Below are 19,521 nucleotides of genomic sequence, written 5' to 3' on the forward strand. Positions count from 1 at the left end.
GGACATGTCTGAAATCAGCGGTTCCGAACTGCTGACGGCGATCGTCGCGATCGTCGTCCTTTTCGCGGTGTTCGGTGCCTTGACCTGGATCTTCAAGACACGACCCTCGGGCCACCCCAGCGATGCCGAGCAATACATCGCCCGCCTCAATGCCACGGCGGCCCACCAACAGCAGATCGACACGGAGAAGGCGGAAAAGCTCCGGGCGGCGACGACGGCTCGGGCGGCCCAGGCCGCCCGCAACTCCCCCGGACGCACCGGCCAGAGCACCGGGTTCGACCTCGAACATCCCCCGGGGATGGCGCCCGGTCCGGGAAACCCCAATTTCGACCGCGTCATGCAGCTGATCAATCAAGGAAACTACGTCGGCGCGGTACGTAAGATCAGGCAGGACACCGGCCTGGGGCTGCTCCAGGCCAAACGATACGTGGACACCCTGCGGGGCATGTAGCCACCCCCCCCCAGCGGTCCTAGACCAGGGCCTCCGCCTGCAACGTGCGGAAGGCCGAACCGTGGAAGACCAACGGGTCATGGGCCCCGTCGTGTCCGGCATGGCCGTGGACCCGCAGGAGGACCACATGGTGGTCCCCGGCGGGGAATTCGCGTTCCACGCTGCAGTCCAACCACAGGGAGGCCTCGTTCAGGAACAGGGCCCCTTCATCGGTGGAGTCCAGCCGCAACCCGGCAAACCGGTCACCCGATTTGGAGGCGATCTGCCGGCAGACCCGCTCATGGGCCTCGCCGAGAACCGACACGCCGATCCGGCCCGCGGCCCGCACGATGGGCCAGGTCCGGGAGCTGTTCTGCACCGCGAACATCACCAACGGAGGGTCCATGGAGACCCCGACGGTGAAGGAGGAGGCGACCAGGCCCTGGGCCTCGCCATCGATGATCGCGCACAGGGCGGCGATTCCCGAAGGGTGGCGCGCGAAGGCCTGGCGGAGTGCGTCGGGTTGAAGATCATGGGACAGTGTCATCTGCTCTGCTTCCGGCGTATGGCACACCGGTGGATCCCGGGATCCACACGGGGTGCGGTACTTGCCGCCCGGGGAGCCGGACGGCCGAATCATCACCTGGAGCACCCCACTACCGTGAGAGGGTTGCCGGCCACCCAGCCAGGGCTTGGAAGGTGGCGCTCTTGATTCATGGTCCACGCTAGGGCCGGTGGGTCCCCGGGGTCAAAGATCTCCGCAATATTTCGCAAGATCGCCTCCCGGGGGCCACAGCCGGAGGCACATGGGCCGCCGACGATGTCGGGCCTTAACGACCGAGGGGCCCTGCGCTTACGCGCAGGGCCCCTCGGGTCCACCGTGGTCGGCTCCACCTCCCGTGGGGAGGGTAGCCGGTTCGCGGTGGTGGCTACTTCTTCGCGGCGACGACCTGCAGGTCGATGGTCGCGGAGACGTCCTCGTGCAGACGGACGGTTGCCTGGTAGTTGCCGGTCGACTTGATGTGCTCGGGGATTTCCACCGTGCGCTTGTCGATCGAGCCGAGGCCGGCGGCCTCGACTGCGTTGGCGATATCGGCGGTCTTGACGGTGCCGAAGAGGCGACCACCCTGGCCGGCCTTGACCGTGATCTTGACCGCCTGGGCGGACAAGTTCTGGGCCAATGCCTGGGCATCCTCGAGGGATGCGATGGCGCGAGCAGTGCGGGCGGCCTTGATGGACTCGACCTGCTTCTCACCACCCTTGCTCCAGAGCAGCGCGAAACCGCGGGGCAGCAGGTAGTTACGTGCGTAACCATCCTTCACCTCGACGACCTCGCCAGCGGTACCAAGACCGGTTACTTCGTGGGTCAGAATCAGCTTTGCCATGGTGTTATCCCTTCCTAGCCGCGGCCAGCGCCGGAGTAAGGCAGCAGGGCAACTTCACGCGCGTTCTTGATGGCCTGGGCGATCTTGCGCTGCTCCTGGACGGAGACGCCTGTCACGCGACGGGCACGGATCTTTCCGCGGTCGGAAATGAACTTGCGCAGCAATGCTACGTCCTTGTAGTCGATGACGGTGATGTCAGCGGCCTTCAAGGGATTGGACTTTGGTTTGGGCTTACGGAGTTCAGCCTTAGCCATCGTGGAGCTCCTTTATCTGGTGGAGCCCGCAGAATTTTTCCGCGGGATGGTGAATAAGAGGTGTTGCTTTAGAAGGGTGGTTCGTCGGACCCGCCGGCATTGCCCCATCCACCGTTATTGGAGGAGGAGGCCCAGGGGTCCTGAGCCGGAGCGTTCCAGGTGCCGCCCTGGTTTCCGCCGGGGTTTCCCCCACCGAATCCAGCGTTGCCGCTCTGGTTTCCGCCACCGAAGTTTCCTCCGGCATTACCGCCGCCGAAGCCGCCACCACCCGAGTTGTTGCGCTGGGTGCGGGTGACCTTGGCGGAAGCGTAGCGAAGCGAGGGGCCGATCTCGTCGGCATCCAGCTCCATGACGGTGCGCTTCTCGCCTTCCTTGGTTTCGAAGGAACGCGACTTCAACCGACCCTGGGCGACGACGCGCATGCCCTTGGTCAGCGTCTCGGCGACATTTTCGGCAGCATCGCGCCACACCGATGCGCGAAGGAACAGCGTTTCGCCGTCCTTCCACTCACTGGTCTGGCGGTCGAAGGTCCGCGGGGTCGAGGCAATGGTGAAGTTCGCCACTGCAGAACCGGACGGGGTGAAACGCAATTCCGGGTCAGCGGTGAGATTTCCGATGACCGTGATGACGGTTTCGCCTGCCATGGTGCCTCCTTGAGTCGGTTTCTACGAAAAGTCGACGCAGACTACTCTGCGACGACCTTCTGGTCTTCCGGGCGGGTGATCTTGGTGCGCAGGATCGTCTCGTTGAGCGAGAGCTGGCGGTCAAGTTCCGCGGAAGTGGCCGGGGTAGCGGTGAAGGTAACCACCGCGTAGATGGCTTCTGCCTTCTTCTTGATCTCGTAGGCCAGCCGGCGGCGGCCCCAGATATCAACATTGTCGACGGTGCCACCATCGTTGCGGACGACATCAAGGAACTTGCCAAGAGTCGGTTCCACGGTACGTTCGTCGACCTCGGGGTCGATCAGTACCATCAGTTCGTATGCACGCATGTGAACCCACCTCCTTTGGGCTAAACGGTCACGGTCTTTCCGTAACAGGAGGTTCTGTGCGTTGGCCGAAGTCGTTTCAGGGGTCAGAAACGGCACAAACAGCCTGACACATCCTACCCGATGCCGGTTCCACCACCCTAACCCGCGCCTGCGGCGAAGCGCAGGGGGCCCCTGGGGCCTGTGGACGGCGGCGGCTCAGCCGGCGAAGAACCCCCGGGTCACGCGGGCCAGGGCCAACGGATCCTCGACCGCACACATTTCACGGGCCGAGTGCATCGAGAGCAAGGCGATGCCGACGTCGACGGTGCGGATGCCCAACCTGGTCGCGGTCAGCGGTCCGATGGTCGATCCGCAGGGCATGACGTTATTTGAGACGAACTCCTGATAGGGGACGTTCACGGCTTGGCAGAGGGCAGCCCAGAGGCCGGCGCCTACCGCATCGGTGGTGTACCGCTGATTGGCGTTGATCTTCAGCAACGGGCCGCCTCCCAGAACCGGGCGGTTGGCCGGGTCATGGCGTTCCGGGTAGTTCGGGTGGACCGCGTGACCGGCATCGGCAGAAATGCAGACGGAGTCGGCGAAGGCCCGGGCCCGTTCTTGGACCCCGCCGCCGGCAGCGTCCACGATGCGTTCAAGCACATCCTGCAGGAAGGGCCCGCTGGCCCCCGAACGGGAGGCCGAACCGACCTCTTCGTGGTCGAAGGCGGCCAGCACCGCAATATGTCCTGGGCCGTCGTCGTTCTCCGACGTGGCTTCAGGACCCCAGCCACGGCGTTCTGCATGGTCGATCAGTGCGACCAGTGAGGCGTGCACCGAGGAGAGGTTGTCCAACCGCTGGGAGGCCAGGAACTCGCCCCGGCCACCGAAGAACGCGGGTTCCTGGGCAATGGTGGTGACGATGTCGTATCCGGTGATCGTTTCCGGGTCGACCCCCGCATCCGCTGCCAGGATGGCGAGCAGGTCCGCTTGGCTCGGGTCCCCGAGGCCCCACACGGGGTTCATATGTTGCTGCTTATCCAGGGTGAGCCCGTCGTTGACCGCCCGGTCCAAATGAATGGCCAGCTGCGGGAAGCGCAGCAGGGGGCCGGTCCGCACCAGGTGTTCGGCGCCGTCGGAGGTGACCACCCGGCCGGAGAGGATCAGTTCTCGATCGAGCCAGGAGTTCAGCAGGGGTCCACCGTAGATCTCGACTCCTGCCTGCAGCCAGCCTTCACGTCCGGTCGTCGGTTTGGGTTTGAGTTTGAACCCGGGGGAGTCGGTATGGGAACCCAGGATGTGGAATCCGGTGGTGGCGGTGGCTCCTGCGGGAATGAACCAGGCGATGACCGCACCGTCACGCACCGTGTAGTAGCCGCCGGGGGTGTGGTCCCAGGTATCGGACTCTGCCCGGGCACTGAACCCGGCGGCGGCCAGCCGGCGGGCGACCTCGGCGGCGGCATGGAAGCTCGACGGCGATGCCGTGACGAACGCCCCCAGATCATTGGCGTGTTCCTGTGCTTCCGACGTGGCCATACCCATCCTTAGGTGTTGTGTGTTCCGTAACTCATCCGCGGTTCCTGCCATTCCACCCGCCGTGACGATAAACGGCAAATGCCACCGCCACCACGCCGACGCCCATCACGACCGGTCCGGCCACCGGCTGGTGGAGTACCGCGACGAGGAAGGCCCCCGAGGCAAAGAGCACCACGGCCAGCATGAACCACGGATTGCGCAGGAATTCTATGTTCATGTTCTAGTAGTCCAGACCCTGGCTCGGGACCACCAGGCCGGTCTCGTAGGCGTAGACGACGGCCTGGACGCGGTCGCGTAGATGCAGTTTCGTGAGGATCCGCCGCACATGGGTCTTCACCGTGGCTTCGGAGAGGAAGAACCGGTGGGCGATCTCCGCATTGGAAAGACCCTCGGAGATGGCGCCGAGGACCTCGAGTTCGCGGGGGGTCAGATCCTGCAGGAGGGGGTCGCGTTCGGGGTGTCCGGCGGACGTGGCCCCGGTTCCCGCCCCGTGCTGTTTTGTGCCATCCGACGGAGCACCATCGGGACGTCTGACATAGGTTTCGAGCAGCCGGGCGGTGATCCGCGGGGCCACGACGGCATCACCGCTGGCCACCAGCCGGACGGCGTTGACCAGTTCGGCGGGGGCCACGTCCTTGAGCAGGAACGCCGAGGCGCCGGCCCGCAGACCGGCAAAGGCATATTCGTCCAGGTCGAAGGTGGTCAGGATGATGATCTTCGCGCACGGGACCTGCTCGGCGATGCGACGGGTGGCCTCGATCCCGTCCACCTTGGGCATCCGCACGTCCATGAGCACCACGTCGGGGGTGGTTTCCAGCGCGAGGGCCACCCCCTCCTCCCCATCGGAGGCCTCCCCGGTGATGAAGAGGTCATCTTCGCCTTCGAGGATGAGCCGGAATCCCATGCGCAGTAGCGGCTGGTCATCGACCAGCAGGATGCGGATGGGGTCCCCGGGACGACGTTCGGGAATTTCCACCTCGGGCGTCTGGGATTGAGGCTGCGGTTTTTCGGTGCCGGATGGCATGGGGCTCTCGTTCATCGTGTGGCTTCCCCCAGGGATGGCTGGTGTTCGGTGGCCTGTTCGGGAACGGTCAGAATCGCGTGGACGACCCACCCTCCGCGTGGTCCGGGGCCGGCGTACACGGACCCGTCGTAGATGGCTGCGCGTTCGCTCATGCCCTTGAGGCCCTGGCCGCTGCCGATGGCATCACGTTTGGCGCCCAACAGTTGGCCATTATCGGTGACCTTGATCCGCACGGTGTCCTCATCGCGGGAGAGATCGACGTGGACCCGGGTCACCGCTCGCCCATAGCGCAGCACGTTGGTCAACGATTCCTGCACGATCCGGTACACGGTCAGCTGGAATGCGGCATCCACCGGCAGGGCGGAGCCGGTATGAGTGATCTGCAAGGGGAGCCCGGCGACCCTGAACCCCTCGAGCATGTCGCTCAGTGAGGACGACGCCGGTTGGGGCGCCAAGGGGGCATTGGAGCCATCGCGGAGCACACCGATGACCCGGCGCATATCGGCCAGGGCGCTACGGCCCGTGGAGGAGAGTTCGTCCAGCACCCCGGCGGCCCGTTCGGGGTCGCGACGCAAGACGACCCGTGCCCCGTCGGAGAGGGCGATCATCACCGACAGTGAGTGGGCGACGACGTCGTGCATTTCCCGGGCTATGCGGTTGCGTTCTGCCACTTGGGCCAGTCGTTGGACCCGGGAACCCCAGTTGGCCAGCTCGGCTTCGTGGAGCCGCTTATTGCGCACTGCGGCGCCGATGCCCACCACCGAGAAATTCGACAGGACGGTCAGCGCAGCCATCATCCAGACGAACGTTTCCGCCGGAGGGGTGTCTTCGACCAGGAACCGGGTGGCCGCCTCGGGGACTTGGAAGGCCGGCAGGACGACGACGAACTGCACGAGGAGCTGCATGGCACTCAGCAGCGCAGCCATCGTGAACATACGCCGAGCGGTATATAAGGTTGCCGTTGTATAGAGGACGAGCCAAACGGCGATGCTCGTCGCCGAAAAGTAGGGGTCCACGAGTTGCATCCCGACTTCAATCAGGAAGACGACCCCCAAGACGGCCATGGGCCAGCGCCGCCGGACGACGAGCAGAACCGCAATGAGCAGCACTCCGGCCCACGGCAGCCACCGGCCGTTGAGCGCCGATTCCAGCCCCGAGGCGGCGGTGACCAGGAAGTAGGTGACGGCCAGCAGGACGTCCATGAGCGTGCGGTGTGAACGCATGAAACGGCGCAGCGGACCTCGCCGTTGTTCGGTGAGCTCGGCAAAGGTCTGCGCCGGTGTCTCCGGGGCCTCCCCCAGCGGTGCTGTGCTCATGTTCTCAGCTTAGCTTTCGGTCTCGACGGGTGGGTGGACCCACGAAAACCGCGGGCGGTGGCGGCCGTTCGTTCCGCCACCACCCGCGGTGGTTCGTGAGGCAGGTGGGGGCCCCGGCCTGCGGTTTCCCTCTAGACGTCGCGACGCCGAATGACCAGCAGGGTGACGACGACCGGAATCAGCGCCCACAGCCCCAGGACCACCCCTGCCTGCCACTGCTCCAGGGCACCCTCGGCGGGCGTGGCCCCGACGAGGTTGCCGAAGGCGGCATCCGGCAGGAAGCGGCTGGCGTCCTGGATGAAGTCGTTGGTAATGAGGGCCAGGACATTCGGTAGGACGAAGACGATGCCGACGAGCGTGACGATCGCCCCTGCCGAGTTGCGCAGCAGACCACCCAGCGACATGCCGAGCAGGGCAATGACGGCCACATAGGCGGCGCCGATCCAGAGGTAGCGCTGGAACGTCTCACTGGAAAGGTCCTGTTCCAGCGAATAGTTGGACAGGATCGGCATGATCACCAGGGCCGCCAGCAACGTCGAGACCACGGTGACCACGAGGGACACCACGGCGACCAGCAGGGTCTTGGCCAGGACGACAGGGAACCGTTTCGGGATGGCGGCGAAGGTGGCCCGGGCCATGCCGGTGGTGAATTCCGAACTCATGACCAGCACGCCGATGGAGCCGACGATGAGCTGGGAGAACATAATGCCCGAGGAGGCAATCGAGTTGCCGAGCGCTTCCATATCTCCCATGGCCGCCGCGGCTTCGGGATCACTGCTGATGGCCTCCTGCGAGGAGCCGATGCCCCAGGCTGCCACTGCGGCGATGCCGATCATGATGACCAGGGTGGTCAGCAGCAGGATGAGGGAGGAGGGCACCGAGGTGAATTTGATGGTCTCGGAGCGGACGGCCCTGCCGAAGGAAGTTCCCTTACCCTCGGTGGTGCGGGGCTGCTGGGCCGCAGGTGCCTGGTGGGTTTCGGTGCTCATTTGCTGGCCCGCCTTCCGGTTTCACGTTCTGGCTCGGCTCCGGTGACCGGGCCTGAGTGGTATTCGACGTCGTCGCGGGTCATATCCATGTAGACGTCCTCCAGGGAGGCCTGCAGCGGGGTGAGTTCATAGACCAGCACGTTGGTATCCAGCGCCCTGCGGGCGATGTCGCGGGGGGTGATGCCCTGGATTTCGAGGGCATCGGGGCCCGTGGTGGTAACCGTGACTTCCGGTGCTGCCAGCGATCTGACCAGTTCGTCGGGGGTGTCGGTGCGCACCCTGGTGCGGGCCCCGCCGGCCCCGGAAAGGACGTCGGCCATGGGGGCGTCGGCTAATAATTTGCCGCGTCCGATGACGATCAGGTGGTCTGCGGTCTGCGCCATTTCGCTCATCAAATGTGAGGAGAGGAAGACGGTGCGGCCCTCGGCGGCCAGGCCTTTGGCCATGTTCCTGACCCAGAGGACGCCTTCGGGGTCCAGCCCGTTGACCGGCTCGTCAAGGATCAGGGTGTGGGGGTCCCCCAGCAGGGCGGCGGCGATGCCGAGGCGTTGGCCCATCCCCAGGGAGAACCCGCCGACGCGTTTGCGGGCCACGGGCGCCAGCCCGGTGAGTTCGATGACCTCGTCGACCCGGCGGTTACCGATGCCGTGGGTGGCGGCCAGAGTGCGCAAATGGTTGCGGGCGGAGCGCGATTTATGCACCGCCTTGGCCTCGAGCAGCGCCCCGACTTCGCGCAGCGGGGCGGCGTGCTCCGCATAGCGTTTGCCGTTGACGGTGACGTCGCCGCCCGAGGGGCGGTCGAGGCCCACGATCATGCGCATCGTCGTGGATTTGCCGGCGCCGTTGGGGCCAAGGAAGCCCGTGACCTTACCGGGCTGGACGGTGAAGGACACGTCGTCCACCGCGCGTTTCGAGCCATAGTTCTTGGCGAGAGAAGTTGCCTGGATCATGCTTCCACGCTACGCACCCGCGCCGGTGCCGTCGCCGCCCCTACGGATGATCTTCGGCCGTGGCGGTGTACGACTTCAGGAGGATGCCCCGTCTCCCGTCAGTTCCCCGGACCGGCCGCTCAAGGTTTCACCTGATGAGCCGTAGCGTGCGGGCCTGGTCGATGGCGGCGGTGCGCGTATCCACCCCGAGTTTGGCGTAAATGTGAATGAGGTGGGTCTTGACCGTCGATTCGGAGATGAACAATTCCTTGGCGATCTGCCGGTTGACCAGCCCGCGGGAGAGCAGGCCGAGCAGTTCGAGTTCGCGCGGGCTCAAATCGGTGGCCGCGTTGCGGGCCGCGGGGTCCATTCTGGCGGCCACGTCTTCGGAGAGGACCCGACGCCCCCGGGCCGCATCCCTGACAGCAGCGGTCAGCCGTTCCAGCGGGGCATCCTTGAGCAGGTAGCCGGCGGCCCCGGCGTCGAGGGCGGTCCGGATATCGGAGTCCGAGTCATAGGTCGTGAGGATGAGGACGGGCGGTCCGCCGGCCGTGCGGATCCTGCCGGTGGCCTCGACACCGTCCATTCCGTCCATCTGCAGGTCCATCAGCACCACGTCCACGTGTTCGCCGAGGGTTTCCAACCGGTTCAATTGGGCGATCGCCGCCGCACCGTCGGCGGCTTCCGCCACGACGTGTAGTCCTGCCTGTTCGGTCAGGACGGCTTTGAGCCCGGCCCGGACGACCGGGTGGTCGTCCACCAGCAGCAGATTTAGTTCATCCATGTCCATCCTCCGTTGCGCAGGGGATCCTTACGGCCACCACGGTGCCCTCCCCGGGCGCCGATTCGACCTCCACGGTTCCGTTGAGGGCACCGATCCGCGCCTTCAGTCCGCTGAGCCCGAATCCCGTCCCATCGTTCCTCGGCGCGGCGGGCAGCGTGTCGGGATCAAAGCCGACCCCATCGTCGTACACATCCAAGGTGACCTCCCCGGCCAGGTAGCCCAGACTGAGGATGGCCCGCGAGGCGCGGGCGTGGGCCAGGACGTTGGCCAGACAGGATTGGGCGGCCCGCAGCAGGGCGCCGGCGACGTCGGGGCTGAGGGCCTGTGCCTCGCCATCCTCCCGGAACCGGCATTCCAGCTCATCCCCGGAGGCCTGTGCGGTGCGTTCGGTGGAGGCGCAGAGCCGGGCGAAACGTCCGGCGAGTGCCCCGGCGGCAGCTTCGGCGGTTCCTGCGGACAGTCCGCGGACGAAGTCGCGGGCCTCACCCAGGTTATCGGAGGCCGTCGTGGCCACCGTTTCGAGGCGTTGGCCTGCCAGTTCCGTATCCCCGGCGTCCAGGGCGGCGCGGGCCGACCGGGAGACCAACACAATGCTGGAGAACCCCTGGGCGAGGGTGTCGTGGATATCGCGGGCGAGTCGCTCGCGTTCGGCCAGGACGCCGGCCCGGTGCTGTTCACCGGCCAACGCTGCCCGGGTGCGGCGCAGTTCATCCAGGGCCCGGCGCTGGTTGACGCCCTCGGTGTAGAGGGCCTGGTAGGCGAATCCCATGACCACGGAGAACGTTGCCCCGAAGACCGGCCCGAGGATGCCGGCCACGGTGACCGACCCGGCGTGCGCCCATTGGGCGCCGATGACGACCAGGGTCAGCCCGATAATGGCGAAAAGTGCGGTGCGGGTGCGCAGCAGGTGCATCTGCAGGAAGAACAGCGGGAAAGCGAGCCAGCTGAAATCCGGGTGCAGGGCCATCAGCGCCAACCAGAGGACGACGACGATGAGCAGCCAGCTCCGTGAAAACCGGTTGGGGTCCGAGGTCAGGCCGCGGGCGAACCGGTTTTCCCAGGTGGTGCCCCAGAGGTAGATCGCGGCCAGGACCCCAGCCAGCAGAATCGAAGCCAGGCGCGTGGAGGCGCTGGTATCGGTGACCAGGACCCTGATGACGCCCACGCCGAGCAGCAAGGCGAAGCCCACATGCAAGGACACCCTCAGCACGCGCAGGACGACACCACCGGGGGTCGCCGGCAGCGCGGTGGCCTCGGAGCCCGGTGGGTTGGCCTGCTGATTCGGTGCGTTCACGTTCCCAGCCTAGGGCGATTGAGCGGCAGGTGGTTCAACCGTTTGGTGGACCCGCTTCCGCCGCGGCCTGCCGATCCACCGGAAGGCCGGCAGCGGATCACGTTCTGCCCCCGCATAGGGTCCTGCCTGCGGGTCGTCCTGGCCGACCCGTCGCACCGGATCGGTCTGCGGATCCCAGATGCTGCGCGCGACCCGATACATCAGGTACGCGGTGGCCAGCATATGGGCGGCTACCGCCAGGACGTAGAACGCCTCGGGGAAGGTGTTTTGCTCCTTGACGCTGGTACTGCCCGTATACAGATACATCCAGATCGCCCAGAAGTGCAGGGCCTCAACGAGCTGCCAGATCAGGAAATCGCGCCAGCGCGGCCAGGCCAAGGCAGCCAGCGGGATGAGCCAGACCACGAATTGGGGCGAGTAGACCTTATTGAAGAGCACGAAGGCAGCGACCACGAGGAAGAGCAGTGAGGCCACCCGTGGCCGCCGGGACGCCAGCAGCCCCAGCACCGCGATGCCTGCGCAACTGGCGGCAAAGAGCCAGAAGGCTGCCGAGTTGATGACCTCCGAGGTGAAGGTGGGGGCACCGGGAAGCACGGTGGCCGTGACGTTCCAGGCATGCCAGAGGGAGGACAACCCCGCCCCGCGATCACGCGTGAATTCCAGGAAGTAGCTCCAGGCCCCGAAGTTGGCGATCATGAACGGCAGGTTCACCAGCAGCCAGGAACCCGCGGTACCGGCGCTGACGATCAGCAGGGGGCGCCATCGCCCGGTGCGCAGGGCCAACACCAGCACGACGCCCAAAAAGAGGATCGGGTAGACCTTCATGGAGGCGCCCAAACCAATGAGAATTCCGGCCAGCAGCGGTTTCTCCCGGGCGAAGGCCAGCAATGCGAGGGCCAGGAACGCGACCGCCCACAGATCCCAGTTGATGGTGGAGGCCAGGATCATTCCGGGGGCCAGGGCGACCATGGCAGCATCCCAGGGCCGTCGCCCCGCGGCTCGGGACGTGGCAATGACGATGATGAACCAGAGCACCACCACCATCAGCAGGTTCACGTCGAAGAAGGCCAGCGTCCGGTCATAATCCCCGGGTACCACCAGTAGTGCCGCGAAAGAGGCGACCGCCGACATGAGCACCGGGTATTCGAAGTGGGCGCCGTCGGCGAAGGGGGCGAAGGCGTTGGTGTCGAAGCCGCGGGCGGTAAAGAGGGCCGACCAATCCGAATAGCAGGCCCAAATATAGGCGTTGGAGCCGCCCCACCCGAGGGTGCGGCACATGTTTTTGGCGAGGATGGCCACGATGGCGGCGACGATCGTCAGGGCCACGAGGACCCGTTCGATGGTGAAGAATCCCGGAGACACCCGCCCCGGGGAGCTGAATCGTCCCAAGGGCCCGCCCATGACCTCGGTCAGCCGGCGCAGCAACGGATCATTGCGGCTGGGTACGGTGATCCGCAGCGGCCCACGGCGGGACCCCCGGGACGTGGAGGATCCCCGGTCCGTTCCGTGGCGGGCCGGGGGCCTGGGCTTCTCGCTCATGGAATCAGCCTATCCGGCACGACCGCACCGAGGATCGCCCCCGGATGTATTGCACACCACACTTTGCGTTAACCCACTGGTCGGTCTGACGACACCTCGGCTCCCTAGCGTCGAAGACATGCAGAAGCCACAGAGTGAAACCGTCCTGGTCGTCATCCCGGCCCGTGGCGGATCGAAGGGCCTCCCGTTGAAGAACCTCCGTCCGGTGGGCAGCAAGTCGCTGTTGGCCCGCGGCATCGACGCCGCCCTGGCCGCCCCGTCGGTCACCGATGTCGTGGTCAGCACCGACCATTCGCAGATCCGCAATGAGGCCCACGCCCAGGGTGCCCGGGTCATCGACCGTCCGGCGGCGTTGGCCTCCGACGGGGCCAGCAGCGAATCGGCTCTCGGCCACGCCCTGGACACCCTCGAGTCCCTTCCCGCCGTCGTCGTCCTCTTGCAATGCACCTCCCCCTTCATCAACCCGGCCCATGTGGAGGCCGCCGTCAGGGCCGTGCTTCAGAACGAGGCGGATGTCTGCTTCAGCGTCACCGAGGACCATTCATTCATCTGGTCGGCGAATCAGGGGACCGTTCATGCCGTGGGCCACGATGCCGGGTACCGCCCACGACGCCAAGACCGGGCCCCCCAATACCGTGAAACCGGTGCCTTCTACGCCATGCGCACCTCGGGATTCCGCCGAGCCAACCACCGGTTCTTCGGCAGGTTGAAGTTCCAGGTGGTCCCGGCCTCCGACGCCCCCGAAGTCGATTCGCCCGAGGACCTGGAGCTTGTGTGCGCGCTGGCGGCCCGCCGCGCGGGCCGGCCGCCTGGCCCGCCACTGCCGGGCATTGACGTTGACGCGCTGGTCACCGACTTCGATGGCGTCCACACCAACGATGCGGCCCTGCTGGCCTCCGACGGTTCCGAATCCGTCACCGTTTCCCGCTCCGATGGGCTGGGCGTCGCCCGGCTGCGCCGGGCGGGAGTGCCGATGCTGATCCTCTCCACCGAAACCAACACCGTGGTCGCCACCCGGGCCGCCAAGCTCGGCGTCAACGTCGCCCACGGTGTGCAGGACAAGGCCAGCCGGCTCGACGCCTGGATCGCTGAACACGGCCTGGATCCGGCCCGAGTGGCCTACGTCGGAAACGACGTGAACGATGTGGCGGCCATGGACTCCGTCGGATGGCCGATCGCGGTCGCCGACGCCCGCCCCGAAGCCCTGGCCGCTGCCCGCATCGTGCTCCAGAAGCCCGGCGGCAGTGGAGCCGTCCGTGAGGTCTGCGAACGCATCCTCGAAACCCCCAACCGTCCAACGGCCGCACGGCTGTTGGTCTCAACCCCCTGAAACACCTCCAACGAAAGGGAAACACCATGACCACCGAAGCGATTAAGCAGGACGCCCCCGTGAGCATCGGCACCGAGAAGATCGGCACCGGCCAGCCGGTCTACGTCATCGGCGAAATCGGGATCAACCACAACGGTGATGTCGACGTTGCCAAGCAGCTCATCGACATCTCCGCAGCTGCCGGCGCCAACGCCGTGAAGTTCCAGAAGCGGACCCCCGAGATCTCCACCCCGCAGGATATGCGCGATAAGATCCGTTCGACCCCCTGGGGCGAGATGACCTATTTGGACTACCGGTACAAGGTCGAATTCGATGCCGCACAGTACCGCGACATCATCTCCTACGCCCGCAGCCAGGGTCTGGAGGCCTTCGCCTCCCCGTGGGATGTCCCCTCGGTCGAATTCATGGAGGTGCAAGGCGCAGCAACCCATAAGGTGGCCTCCGCCTCGGTGACCGACCTGGAGTTGCTGCGTGCCCTGCGCGAGACCGGCAAGCCGATCATCCTGTCCACGGGTATGTCCACGATCGAACAGATCGACACGGCAGTGGAGACGCTGGGCACCGAGAACCTGGTCCTGATGCACGCCACCTCCACGTACCCCCTGCCCCCGGAGGAAGCGAACCTGCGCATGATCCCGACGCTGCAGGAACGCTACGGCGTCCCGGTGGGCTATTCGGGACACGAGCGCGGCCTCCAGATCTCCTTGGCCGCTGTCGCCCTCGGCGCCGTGACCGTGGAACGGCATATCACCCTGGACCGCACCATGTGGGGTTCCGACCAGGCGTCCTCCTTGGAACCGAAGGGCTTCGAATCGCTCATCCGTGACATCCGCATCCTGCAGGAAGCCATGGGCGACGGCGTGAAGAAGGTCTTCCCCGGCGAGCTCGCCCCGCTGTCCCGCCTGCGCCGCGTCGACGCATAGTCCCGGCCCGTCGAGATGAACACCCCCTTGCTCAGCATCGTCGTTCCGGCGAAGGATCAGTCACCCTTCATCCGCGACACGATGACGAGCCTGACGCACCAGTTCGAGGATCCGCGCGCACTGGAAGTCATCTTCGTCGACGACGGCTCCCGGGACGGCACCGGGGAGCTGGTCGAGGCCTTCGCCGGCCGGCTCCCTGGCCTGAGGATCCTCCGCAACCAGGAGGCCAGGGGCCTGGCCACCGCCCGGAACCAGGGCCTCGAAGCCGCCACCGGCACCACACTGGCCTTCTTGGACGGCGACGACTGGTTGGCTCCCGGGCATCTACAGGCCTGTTGGGAAGCGAGGGACCGGCTGGATGTGGACTTTTTGCGGGTGGACCATGTCAGGGTCACCGCAGGGCGTCGATCGATCCACCGGGCCCCACAGGCCCGGAGGAATACGGTCCTGGACCCGCGGGCCTCGATCCTCCCGCAGACCGAAACCACCCTGATCGATTACCCGTATGCATGGGCAGGAATATTCCATCGTCGGTTGGCCGACGCCGGCCTCCTGCAGTTCCCCGATGGGTTGTTCACCGCCGAGGACCGCCCCTGGATCTGGAGATTGCATTTGCAGGCCGAGTCCTTTGCCGTCGTGGAGGCCCCCGGAGTGCTCTATCGGCGCGGCGTGACCACCTCCCTGACGCAGATCCAGGATCGTCGGCAACTCGATTTCGCGCGGGCCTTCGCCCTCGCCTTCGCGATCGTGGCCGCCGACCGCGAAGCCTCGACCTACTGGCCGAAAGTGATCCGCCAATTCATGGCGGTTTCCTGCCACCACCTCTCCCGCAGCGCGGGGATGACCGCGACGGTGACAGCGGAGCTTCAGGCGGCGATCACCACCACGTTGGCGGCAGCACCCGAGGCCTTCCTCGCGGCGGCCTTCGCAGGACTCGATGCCCGACGACGGCGCCTCCTGCTGCCCTTGTACCCCACCACCACACACCCCGAAAACCCCACGGGACGGGACCGAGACCTGGTCCCCGGAGGAACCAGATGATCCAACTGCTCACCGCTTCAACACTGTTCCAGGTGGCCTCCCTGGCGGCCATGGTCGATGCTGGAGCGCTGCCGAAACCCGAGGGGGAACGCGTGCTGCTGCTCGTTGACGGTTCCCAGCAGCCCGAACTGACCGGCAGCATCGCCGACACCCCCGGATTCGGGGACCTCGCCGCGCGGTTTGACCGGGTGCTGGATTTCGGTGAACTACTGTTGCCACGCCGGCCCGCCCAATTCAATCCGCGCGAGGAGGAGCTGTATCTGTGGCAGCGCCTCCTCCGGCAGTGCTTCGGGCTCGGTGACGAGGAGCTGCAGCTGGTTGTCGATTCGATCCAAACCAATCCGAGCCGGGCGATCCTGCGGATTTTCCACGACTCACCGTTCCTGGTCCATTCGGACGGGCTGATGTCCTACGGTCCCACCCGCAACCTGCTTCCAGCGTCCATCCATCAACGTCTCGACGGGTTGGTCTACCTCGATCTGGTTCCCGGTCTGAAGCCGCTGCTCTTGCGCGAATTCTCCCCGCAGCTCAGCCCGGTACCGCCGCAGCCGTTGGCTGAGATCATCAACGATCTCGCCGGCTCCGCCGAGCTGGTGCTGCCACTGCCCGCCCAGGCCCGGCCGGCGCCGGAGATCGGAGCACCCAAAACAGCGGTGGTCCTCGGCCAGTACCTCGCCCACCTGGGGCTCATGGACGACGAGGAGGAACGGATTCTGCATCGCGAAATGCTGCGCGAAGCCGAACGCCGTGGGGCCACCACGGTGATCTTCAAACCCCACCCCTCAGCCGGCCCGGCCTCCGGACGCCAACTCGAGCGCGACGCCGACGCCCTGGGACTGCAGTTCACCCAACTCGGGGAGCCGATGCTGGCCGAAACAGCGGTCGCCCTGCTGCGCCCCGACGTCGTCATCAGCTGCTTCTCCACGGCACTGCTGAGCATCCGTGCCCTCTTCGGCACCGAATGCGCGGCGGTGGGCACCGAAATGATGCTCGAACGGCTGAGTCCCTACGAAAACTCCAACCGGATCCCCGTCACCCTCATCGACGCCCTCTTCCGTCGGGGCCTGCCACTACCTGGCGAGGACCCCCTTGGCTCCGAGGGGGCTCTGACACAGCTGGTCACCGCCGTCGGCTACTGCATGCAGCCGCAACGCCTGGCCGCAGAGGAAGCGGGCGCCCGAGGATTCCTGGCCGGCCACTACCCGCGCTTTGCCAAGTATTTCAAGCGTCGTCGGCTCACCCGCCTGGACCTTCCCGGGGCCCTCCCCCCGGGCAGGCCTGCCACGGGGCTGGCCTCCCGGTGGGGACGGCGTCTGCCGGCCTCTGTGCGTCGCCGGTTGAACCGTGGCATGCGTCGGATGCCACGCCGGCTGGTGAAGGTGGCCAGACGTGTCCCCCGCAGTTGACCTACCGGGCAATTCCGGAAGGGCGGGCCGGACCCGCAGGGTGGAGCTGGTGCCTCAGGTCCAACGGCCCCGCTTCGGACGGGCCGACGTCTGGGTGGAATCCCCGCTGCAGCTGCTCAGCGCCATCGAAGCCCACGGGGCGGGGCTTCTGGGCCGCCACTCAACGATCCACTCGCGGGGAGGAACCGCGGCAATGGACACCACGGTGCGCACACTGATGGCCCAGGCCCCCGCCGGTGTGACCTTCGACGAGGCCAACGCCCAGGAACCCTCGACCCCCGACCGCCCCGCGGACCGCTGGGTCACCGGCGACGCGTTCTCCGGCAGAATGCAACGTCGCCTCATCGGGCCGGTGCGCGCCGACGAGTTCGTGATCATTGATGACGGGTTGGCGACGGTAAAACTCTTGCAACTGCTCACCGGGGACCGTCCGACCCCTCTCGTGCGGTCCCGCGCCCCCCGCAGCACCTCACGCAACGCCCTGGGTGTGGCCAGCTGGTACCGGTTGCGTTCCCTGGCCCGTCAGGGACGCCTGCTGGCCTGCACCGCACTGCCCATCGGTCGGGAGGTCGAACGGGCGTTCAGGGATCTCGGCGGACATCTGGAGCACCACCGGTTCGAATGGTTGGGGACCCAGCCGGTGACCGAGCAGTTCCCTGAACCGACGATCGTCATCGGCTCGGCGCTGGCCGCCGACGGTCTGATTGGTGAAGCACCCTATTTATCCTGGGTTCTGAAACAGACCGACGACGGACCGGTCGGCTATTTCCCGCATCGCCGCGAGGAACCGGGGTTCTTGGCCGAACTGGCTCGCCACCCGCTGATCACCGTGCACCCGAACACCCTTCCCGTGGAGATGCGCCTGCGGGGTCTTCGCCGAGGCCAAAAGGTCAGTGCCCTACCCTCCACCGTGCTGCCCTCGTTGCGTTTGCTGCTGCGCCCCCACCGGGTGAGGATCACCGGTCATCCGGTCCCCGAGCGCTGGTGGACCGAGGCAGCCTCCCCGGCACTGCGCACCCACCTGGGAACGTCATTGGAGGACCCCACCGCGTGAAGATCCCCCCGGACGCCCCACCGCGCATTCTCGCCGTCGCCGACAGCGACTCGTACTTCAAATTCGCCTGCGCGACCCTTGACGGGCTCGGCCCCGGCTGGGACCGCACCGTGGTTTTGGCCCGTACCCCCCTCCTGCCCACCGCCGAACAACGGGTCGGCGCGGTGACCGGGACCTTCCTGCAGGACGCCGATCCCACGGCCGTCGTCCCCCTCCACCGCCTCGGCCCCCTGCTCGACTCCGCCGACGTGGTGCTGGGTGCCGCCACGGGCCCCGTGGTCCAGGAAGTCTTCCGTCGCGCGGCGTCCCGCCAGCGGGGAACCGGAAGAAGCACGGCCCTGGTCTCCGCGCTGCCAGGAGTCGCCTACCCGGCCACGGCGAAGGCCATGGGTTTTCGTTCCCTGGGTGATCTCTTCCTCACGCATGGCCGGGCCGAGGCCAGGGATTTCGGCGGCCTCTTGGCCCGGCTGGGGAGTGACCAGTCGGTTCTGGCCACCCGGCTGCCCTTCCTGGTGTCCACCGGGGAACCGGCCAAGGATACGACGCCGGTGCATTCGGTGGTCTTCGCCGCCCAGGCCAAGTTCCCGATCCACCGGCACGAACGGGAACAGGTCCTGCGGGCGCTGGCCCGCACCCAGCGGGCGAACCCCGGGGTGGAGGTCATCGTGAAACTGCGGGCCAGGGACGGCGAACCGCAAACCCATCATGAACGCCACCCCTATGACAGGCTCTGGGCCGAGCTGAGCGCCGGCGGGGCCGTGGCAGGAGATGAAGTGCGTTTCGCGACCGGGACGATGGCCTCCGTGTTGCGACCGGGGACCCTGCTCGTGACGGTTTCTTCCACCGCGGTGTTGGAGGCCATCGACCGGGGGCTTCCCGCCGTCGTCCTGACCGACTTCGGCCTGGACCGTGACCTCTACAATCTGGTGTTCGAGGGCAGCGGGCTGACCGGGTCGTTGCAGGACGTGGAGGAGTTGAAGGTGCTGCGGCCGGAGCCCACCTGGCTGGCCGAGCACTACTTCCACCCGCCCGACGCGGTGGCCTCCGGGGCCTTGGAACAACTGGCCCGGCGCGCCCGGGCAGGCGCCTTGACGACCTCCCCGGAGGCCCTGGCCCGCACCGGTCGGATGGCCCTGCACCACCGGTTGCGCACCAGGCTTCCACGGCCCCTCCTGCGCCTGGTCCGTGGCCTGCCCCACCGGCGGTTCCCGGCCCGCGCCGACCCCCCGAACGGCCGCTGAAGGACCCGGGGCAAACCACCCGGGAATAACCGGGCCGCCGCGTCACTTAGAATCGTTGTGGCCTTCGGCCGCCCAAGAA

Annotated in this window: 21 protein-coding genes and 1 riboswitch; of the genes, 7 read left to right on the plus strand and 14 right to left on the minus strand. The window is 66.7% G+C overall.

The features are described from left to right. The first annotated feature begins 4 nt into the window (after positions 1-4). Positions 5-451, plus strand: coding sequence for a hypothetical protein (locus AC3ZI9_RS15665; protein ID WP_444566094.1), 447 nt, complete (start codon positions 5-7; stop codon positions 449-451). 19 nt (positions 452-470) lie between these two features. On the opposite strand, the gene AC3ZI9_RS15670 is transcribed toward AC3ZI9_RS15665, so the two are convergent. The 14 genes from AC3ZI9_RS15670 to AC3ZI9_RS15735 form a co-directional block, all read right to left on the minus strand. Beyond that, complete coding sequence (locus AC3ZI9_RS15670; RefSeq protein ID WP_444554428.1) at positions 471-977, minus strand: flavin reductase family protein; 507 nt, start codon at positions 975-977, stop codon at positions 471-473. Between the two features lie 52 nt (positions 978-1,029). Next, a riboswitch (SAM riboswitch) is annotated at positions 1,030-1,144 on the minus strand. Between the two features lie 215 nt (positions 1,145-1,359). After that, positions 1,360-1,815 carry a 50S ribosomal protein L9 gene (rplI, locus tag AC3ZI9_RS15675; protein WP_444554429.1) on the minus strand — a complete coding sequence of 152 codons (456 nt, stop codon included), beginning with the start codon at positions 1,813-1,815 and terminating at the stop codon, positions 1,360-1,362. 14 nt (positions 1,816-1,829) lie between these two features. Next, positions 1,830-2,069: a 30S ribosomal protein S18 gene (gene rpsR, locus AC3ZI9_RS15680; protein WP_007269381.1), complete on the minus strand. Its 240-nt coding sequence runs from the start codon at positions 2,067-2,069 to the stop codon at positions 1,830-1,832. A gap of 68 nt (positions 2,070-2,137) precedes the next feature. Further along, positions 2,138-2,713, minus strand: coding sequence for a single-stranded DNA-binding protein (locus AC3ZI9_RS15685; RefSeq protein WP_444554430.1), 576 nt, complete (start codon positions 2,711-2,713; stop codon positions 2,138-2,140). A gap of 41 nt (positions 2,714-2,754) precedes the next feature. Continuing rightward, a complete protein-coding gene (gene rpsF, locus AC3ZI9_RS15690) occupies positions 2,755-3,060 on the minus strand; it encodes a 30S ribosomal protein S6 (protein ID WP_444554431.1) in 306 nt (101 codons plus the stop codon). 195 nt (positions 3,061-3,255) lie between these two features. Next, the gene (locus tag AC3ZI9_RS15695; protein WP_444566095.1) at positions 3,256-4,572 is read right to left on the minus strand and encodes a M18 family aminopeptidase; all 1,317 of its coding nucleotides are present in this window, start codon (positions 4,570-4,572) and stop codon (positions 3,256-3,258) included. A 31-nt stretch (positions 4,573-4,603) separates the two neighbouring features. Next, positions 4,604-4,789 (minus strand): hypothetical protein, encoded by a 186-nt coding sequence (locus AC3ZI9_RS15700; RefSeq protein WP_086994940.1) that lies wholly within the window; start codon positions 4,787-4,789, stop codon positions 4,604-4,606. A gap of 3 nt (positions 4,790-4,792) precedes the next feature. Then, positions 4,793-5,476, minus strand: coding sequence for a response regulator (locus AC3ZI9_RS15705; RefSeq protein ID WP_241895488.1), 684 nt, complete (start codon positions 5,474-5,476; stop codon positions 4,793-4,795). 131 nt (positions 5,477-5,607) lie between these two features. After that, a complete protein-coding gene (locus AC3ZI9_RS15710) occupies positions 5,608-6,912 on the minus strand; it encodes a sensor histidine kinase (protein WP_444566096.1) in 1,305 nt (434 codons plus the stop codon). Positions 6,913-7,043: 131 nt separating this feature from the next. After that, positions 7,044-7,901, minus strand: a complete 858-nt coding sequence (locus AC3ZI9_RS15715) for an ABC transporter permease (protein WP_443349052.1) — start codon at positions 7,899-7,901, stop codon at positions 7,044-7,046. Further along, positions 7,898-8,851 (minus strand): ABC transporter ATP-binding protein, encoded by a 954-nt coding sequence (locus AC3ZI9_RS15720; RefSeq protein ID WP_086994929.1) that lies wholly within the window; start codon positions 8,849-8,851, stop codon positions 7,898-7,900. The genes AC3ZI9_RS15715 and AC3ZI9_RS15720 overlap by 4 nt, the downstream gene beginning before the upstream one ends. 127 nt (positions 8,852-8,978) lie before the next feature. Next, positions 8,979-9,614, minus strand: a complete 636-nt coding sequence (locus AC3ZI9_RS15725; RefSeq protein WP_086994991.1) for a response regulator — start codon at positions 9,612-9,614, stop codon at positions 8,979-8,981. Beyond that, positions 9,607-10,908 (minus strand): sensor histidine kinase, encoded by a 1,302-nt coding sequence (locus tag AC3ZI9_RS15730; RefSeq protein ID WP_343251906.1) that lies wholly within the window; start codon positions 10,906-10,908, stop codon positions 9,607-9,609. Before AC3ZI9_RS15730 ends, AC3ZI9_RS15725 begins: the two co-directional genes overlap by 8 nt. A gap of 9 nt (positions 10,909-10,917) precedes the next feature. Continuing rightward, on the minus strand, positions 10,918-12,447 hold the full coding sequence (locus AC3ZI9_RS15735; RefSeq protein WP_096224542.1) for a glycosyltransferase family 87 protein: 1,530 nt from the start codon (positions 12,445-12,447) through the stop codon (positions 10,918-10,920). Between the two features lie 118 nt (positions 12,448-12,565). On the opposite strand from AC3ZI9_RS15735, the gene AC3ZI9_RS15740 reads away from it, so the two are divergent. From AC3ZI9_RS15740 to AC3ZI9_RS15765, 6 genes are read left to right on the plus strand one after another with little or no spacing between them, the layout of a single operon-like run. Next, on the plus strand, positions 12,566-13,777 hold the full coding sequence (locus AC3ZI9_RS15740; protein WP_444566097.1) for a cytidylyltransferase domain-containing protein: 1,212 nt from the start codon (positions 12,566-12,568) through the stop codon (positions 13,775-13,777). A gap of 26 nt (positions 13,778-13,803) precedes the next feature. Further along, complete coding sequence (locus AC3ZI9_RS15745; RefSeq protein WP_444566098.1) at positions 13,804-14,700, plus strand: N-acetylneuraminate synthase family protein; 897 nt, start codon at positions 13,804-13,806, stop codon at positions 14,698-14,700. 15 nt (positions 14,701-14,715) lie between these two features. After that, entirely contained in the window at positions 14,716-15,741 is a 1,026-nt protein-coding gene (locus AC3ZI9_RS15750) for a glycosyltransferase family 2 protein (protein ID WP_443349061.1), read from the plus strand. Further along, entirely contained in the window at positions 15,738-17,147 is a 1,410-nt protein-coding gene (locus AC3ZI9_RS15755) for a polysialyltransferase family glycosyltransferase (RefSeq protein WP_444566099.1), read from the plus strand. The genes AC3ZI9_RS15750 and AC3ZI9_RS15755 overlap by 4 nt, the downstream gene beginning before the upstream one ends. After that, positions 17,131-18,201, plus strand: a complete 1,071-nt coding sequence (locus AC3ZI9_RS15760) for a hypothetical protein (protein ID WP_489923724.1) — start codon at positions 17,131-17,133, stop codon at positions 18,199-18,201. The genes AC3ZI9_RS15755 and AC3ZI9_RS15760 overlap by 17 nt, the downstream gene beginning before the upstream one ends. Then, the gene (locus AC3ZI9_RS15765; protein WP_444566101.1) at positions 18,198-19,442 is read left to right on the plus strand and encodes a DUF6716 putative glycosyltransferase; all 1,245 of its coding nucleotides are present in this window, start codon (positions 18,198-18,200) and stop codon (positions 19,440-19,442) included. Before AC3ZI9_RS15760 ends, AC3ZI9_RS15765 begins: the two co-directional genes overlap by 4 nt. Positions 19,443-19,521: the final 79 nt, after the last annotated feature.

The sequence above is a fragment of the Arthrobacter sp. AOP36-F1-5 genome (assembly GCF_058137995.1).

Coding starts and splice junctions, on each gene's coding strand:
- AC3ZI9_RS15670 (WP_444554428.1), bottom strand. CDS start 977: ATGACACTGTCCCATGATCTTCAACCCGACGCACTCCGCCAGGCCTTC.
- AC3ZI9_RS15685 (WP_444554430.1), bottom strand. CDS start 2,713: ATGGCAGGCGAAACCGTCATCACGGTCATCGGAAATCTCACCGCTGAC.
- rplI (WP_444554429.1), bottom strand. CDS start 1,815: ATGGCAAAGCTGATTCTGACCCACGAAGTAACCGGTCTTGGTACCGCT.
- AC3ZI9_RS15720 (WP_086994929.1), bottom strand. CDS start 8,851: ATGATCCAGGCAACTTCTCTCGCCAAGAACTATGGCTCGAAACGCGCG.
- AC3ZI9_RS15705 (WP_241895488.1), bottom strand. CDS start 5,476: ATGGGATTCCGGCTCATCCTCGAAGGCGAAGATGACCTCTTCATCACC.
- AC3ZI9_RS15700 (WP_086994940.1), bottom strand. CDS start 4,789: ATGAACATAGAATTCCTGCGCAATCCGTGGTTCATGCTGGCCGTGGTG.
- AC3ZI9_RS15725 (WP_086994991.1), bottom strand. CDS start 9,614: ATGGATGAACTAAATCTGCTGCTGGTGGACGACCACCCGGTCGTCCGG.
- AC3ZI9_RS15745 (WP_444566098.1), top strand. CDS start 13,804: ATGACCACCGAAGCGATTAAGCAGGACGCCCCCGTGAGCATCGGCACC.
- AC3ZI9_RS15710 (WP_444566096.1), bottom strand. CDS start 6,912: ATGAGCACAGCACCGCTGGGGGAGGCCCCGGAGACACCGGCGCAGACC.
- AC3ZI9_RS15740 (WP_444566097.1), top strand. CDS start 12,566: ATGCAGAAGCCACAGAGTGAAACCGTCCTGGTCGTCATCCCGGCCCGT.
- rpsF (WP_444554431.1), bottom strand. CDS start 3,060: ATGCGTGCATACGAACTGATGGTACTGATCGACCCCGAGGTCGACGAA.
- AC3ZI9_RS15715 (WP_443349052.1), bottom strand. CDS start 7,901: ATGAGCACCGAAACCCACCAGGCACCTGCGGCCCAGCAGCCCCGCACC.
- AC3ZI9_RS15755 (WP_444566099.1), top strand. CDS start 15,738: ATGATCCAACTGCTCACCGCTTCAACACTGTTCCAGGTGGCCTCCCTG.
- AC3ZI9_RS15735 (WP_096224542.1), bottom strand. CDS start 12,447: ATGAGCGAGAAGCCCAGGCCCCCGGCCCGCCACGGAACGGACCGGGGA.
- AC3ZI9_RS15750 (WP_443349061.1), top strand. CDS start 14,716: ATGAACACCCCCTTGCTCAGCATCGTCGTTCCGGCGAAGGATCAGTCA.
- rpsR (WP_007269381.1), bottom strand. CDS start 2,069: ATGGCTAAGGCTGAACTCCGTAAGCCCAAACCAAAGTCCAATCCCTTG.
- AC3ZI9_RS15695 (WP_444566095.1), bottom strand. CDS start 4,572: ATGGCCACGTCGGAAGCACAGGAACACGCCAATGATCTGGGGGCGTTC.
- AC3ZI9_RS15665 (WP_444566094.1), top strand. CDS start 5: ATGTCTGAAATCAGCGGTTCCGAACTGCTGACGGCGATCGTCGCGATC.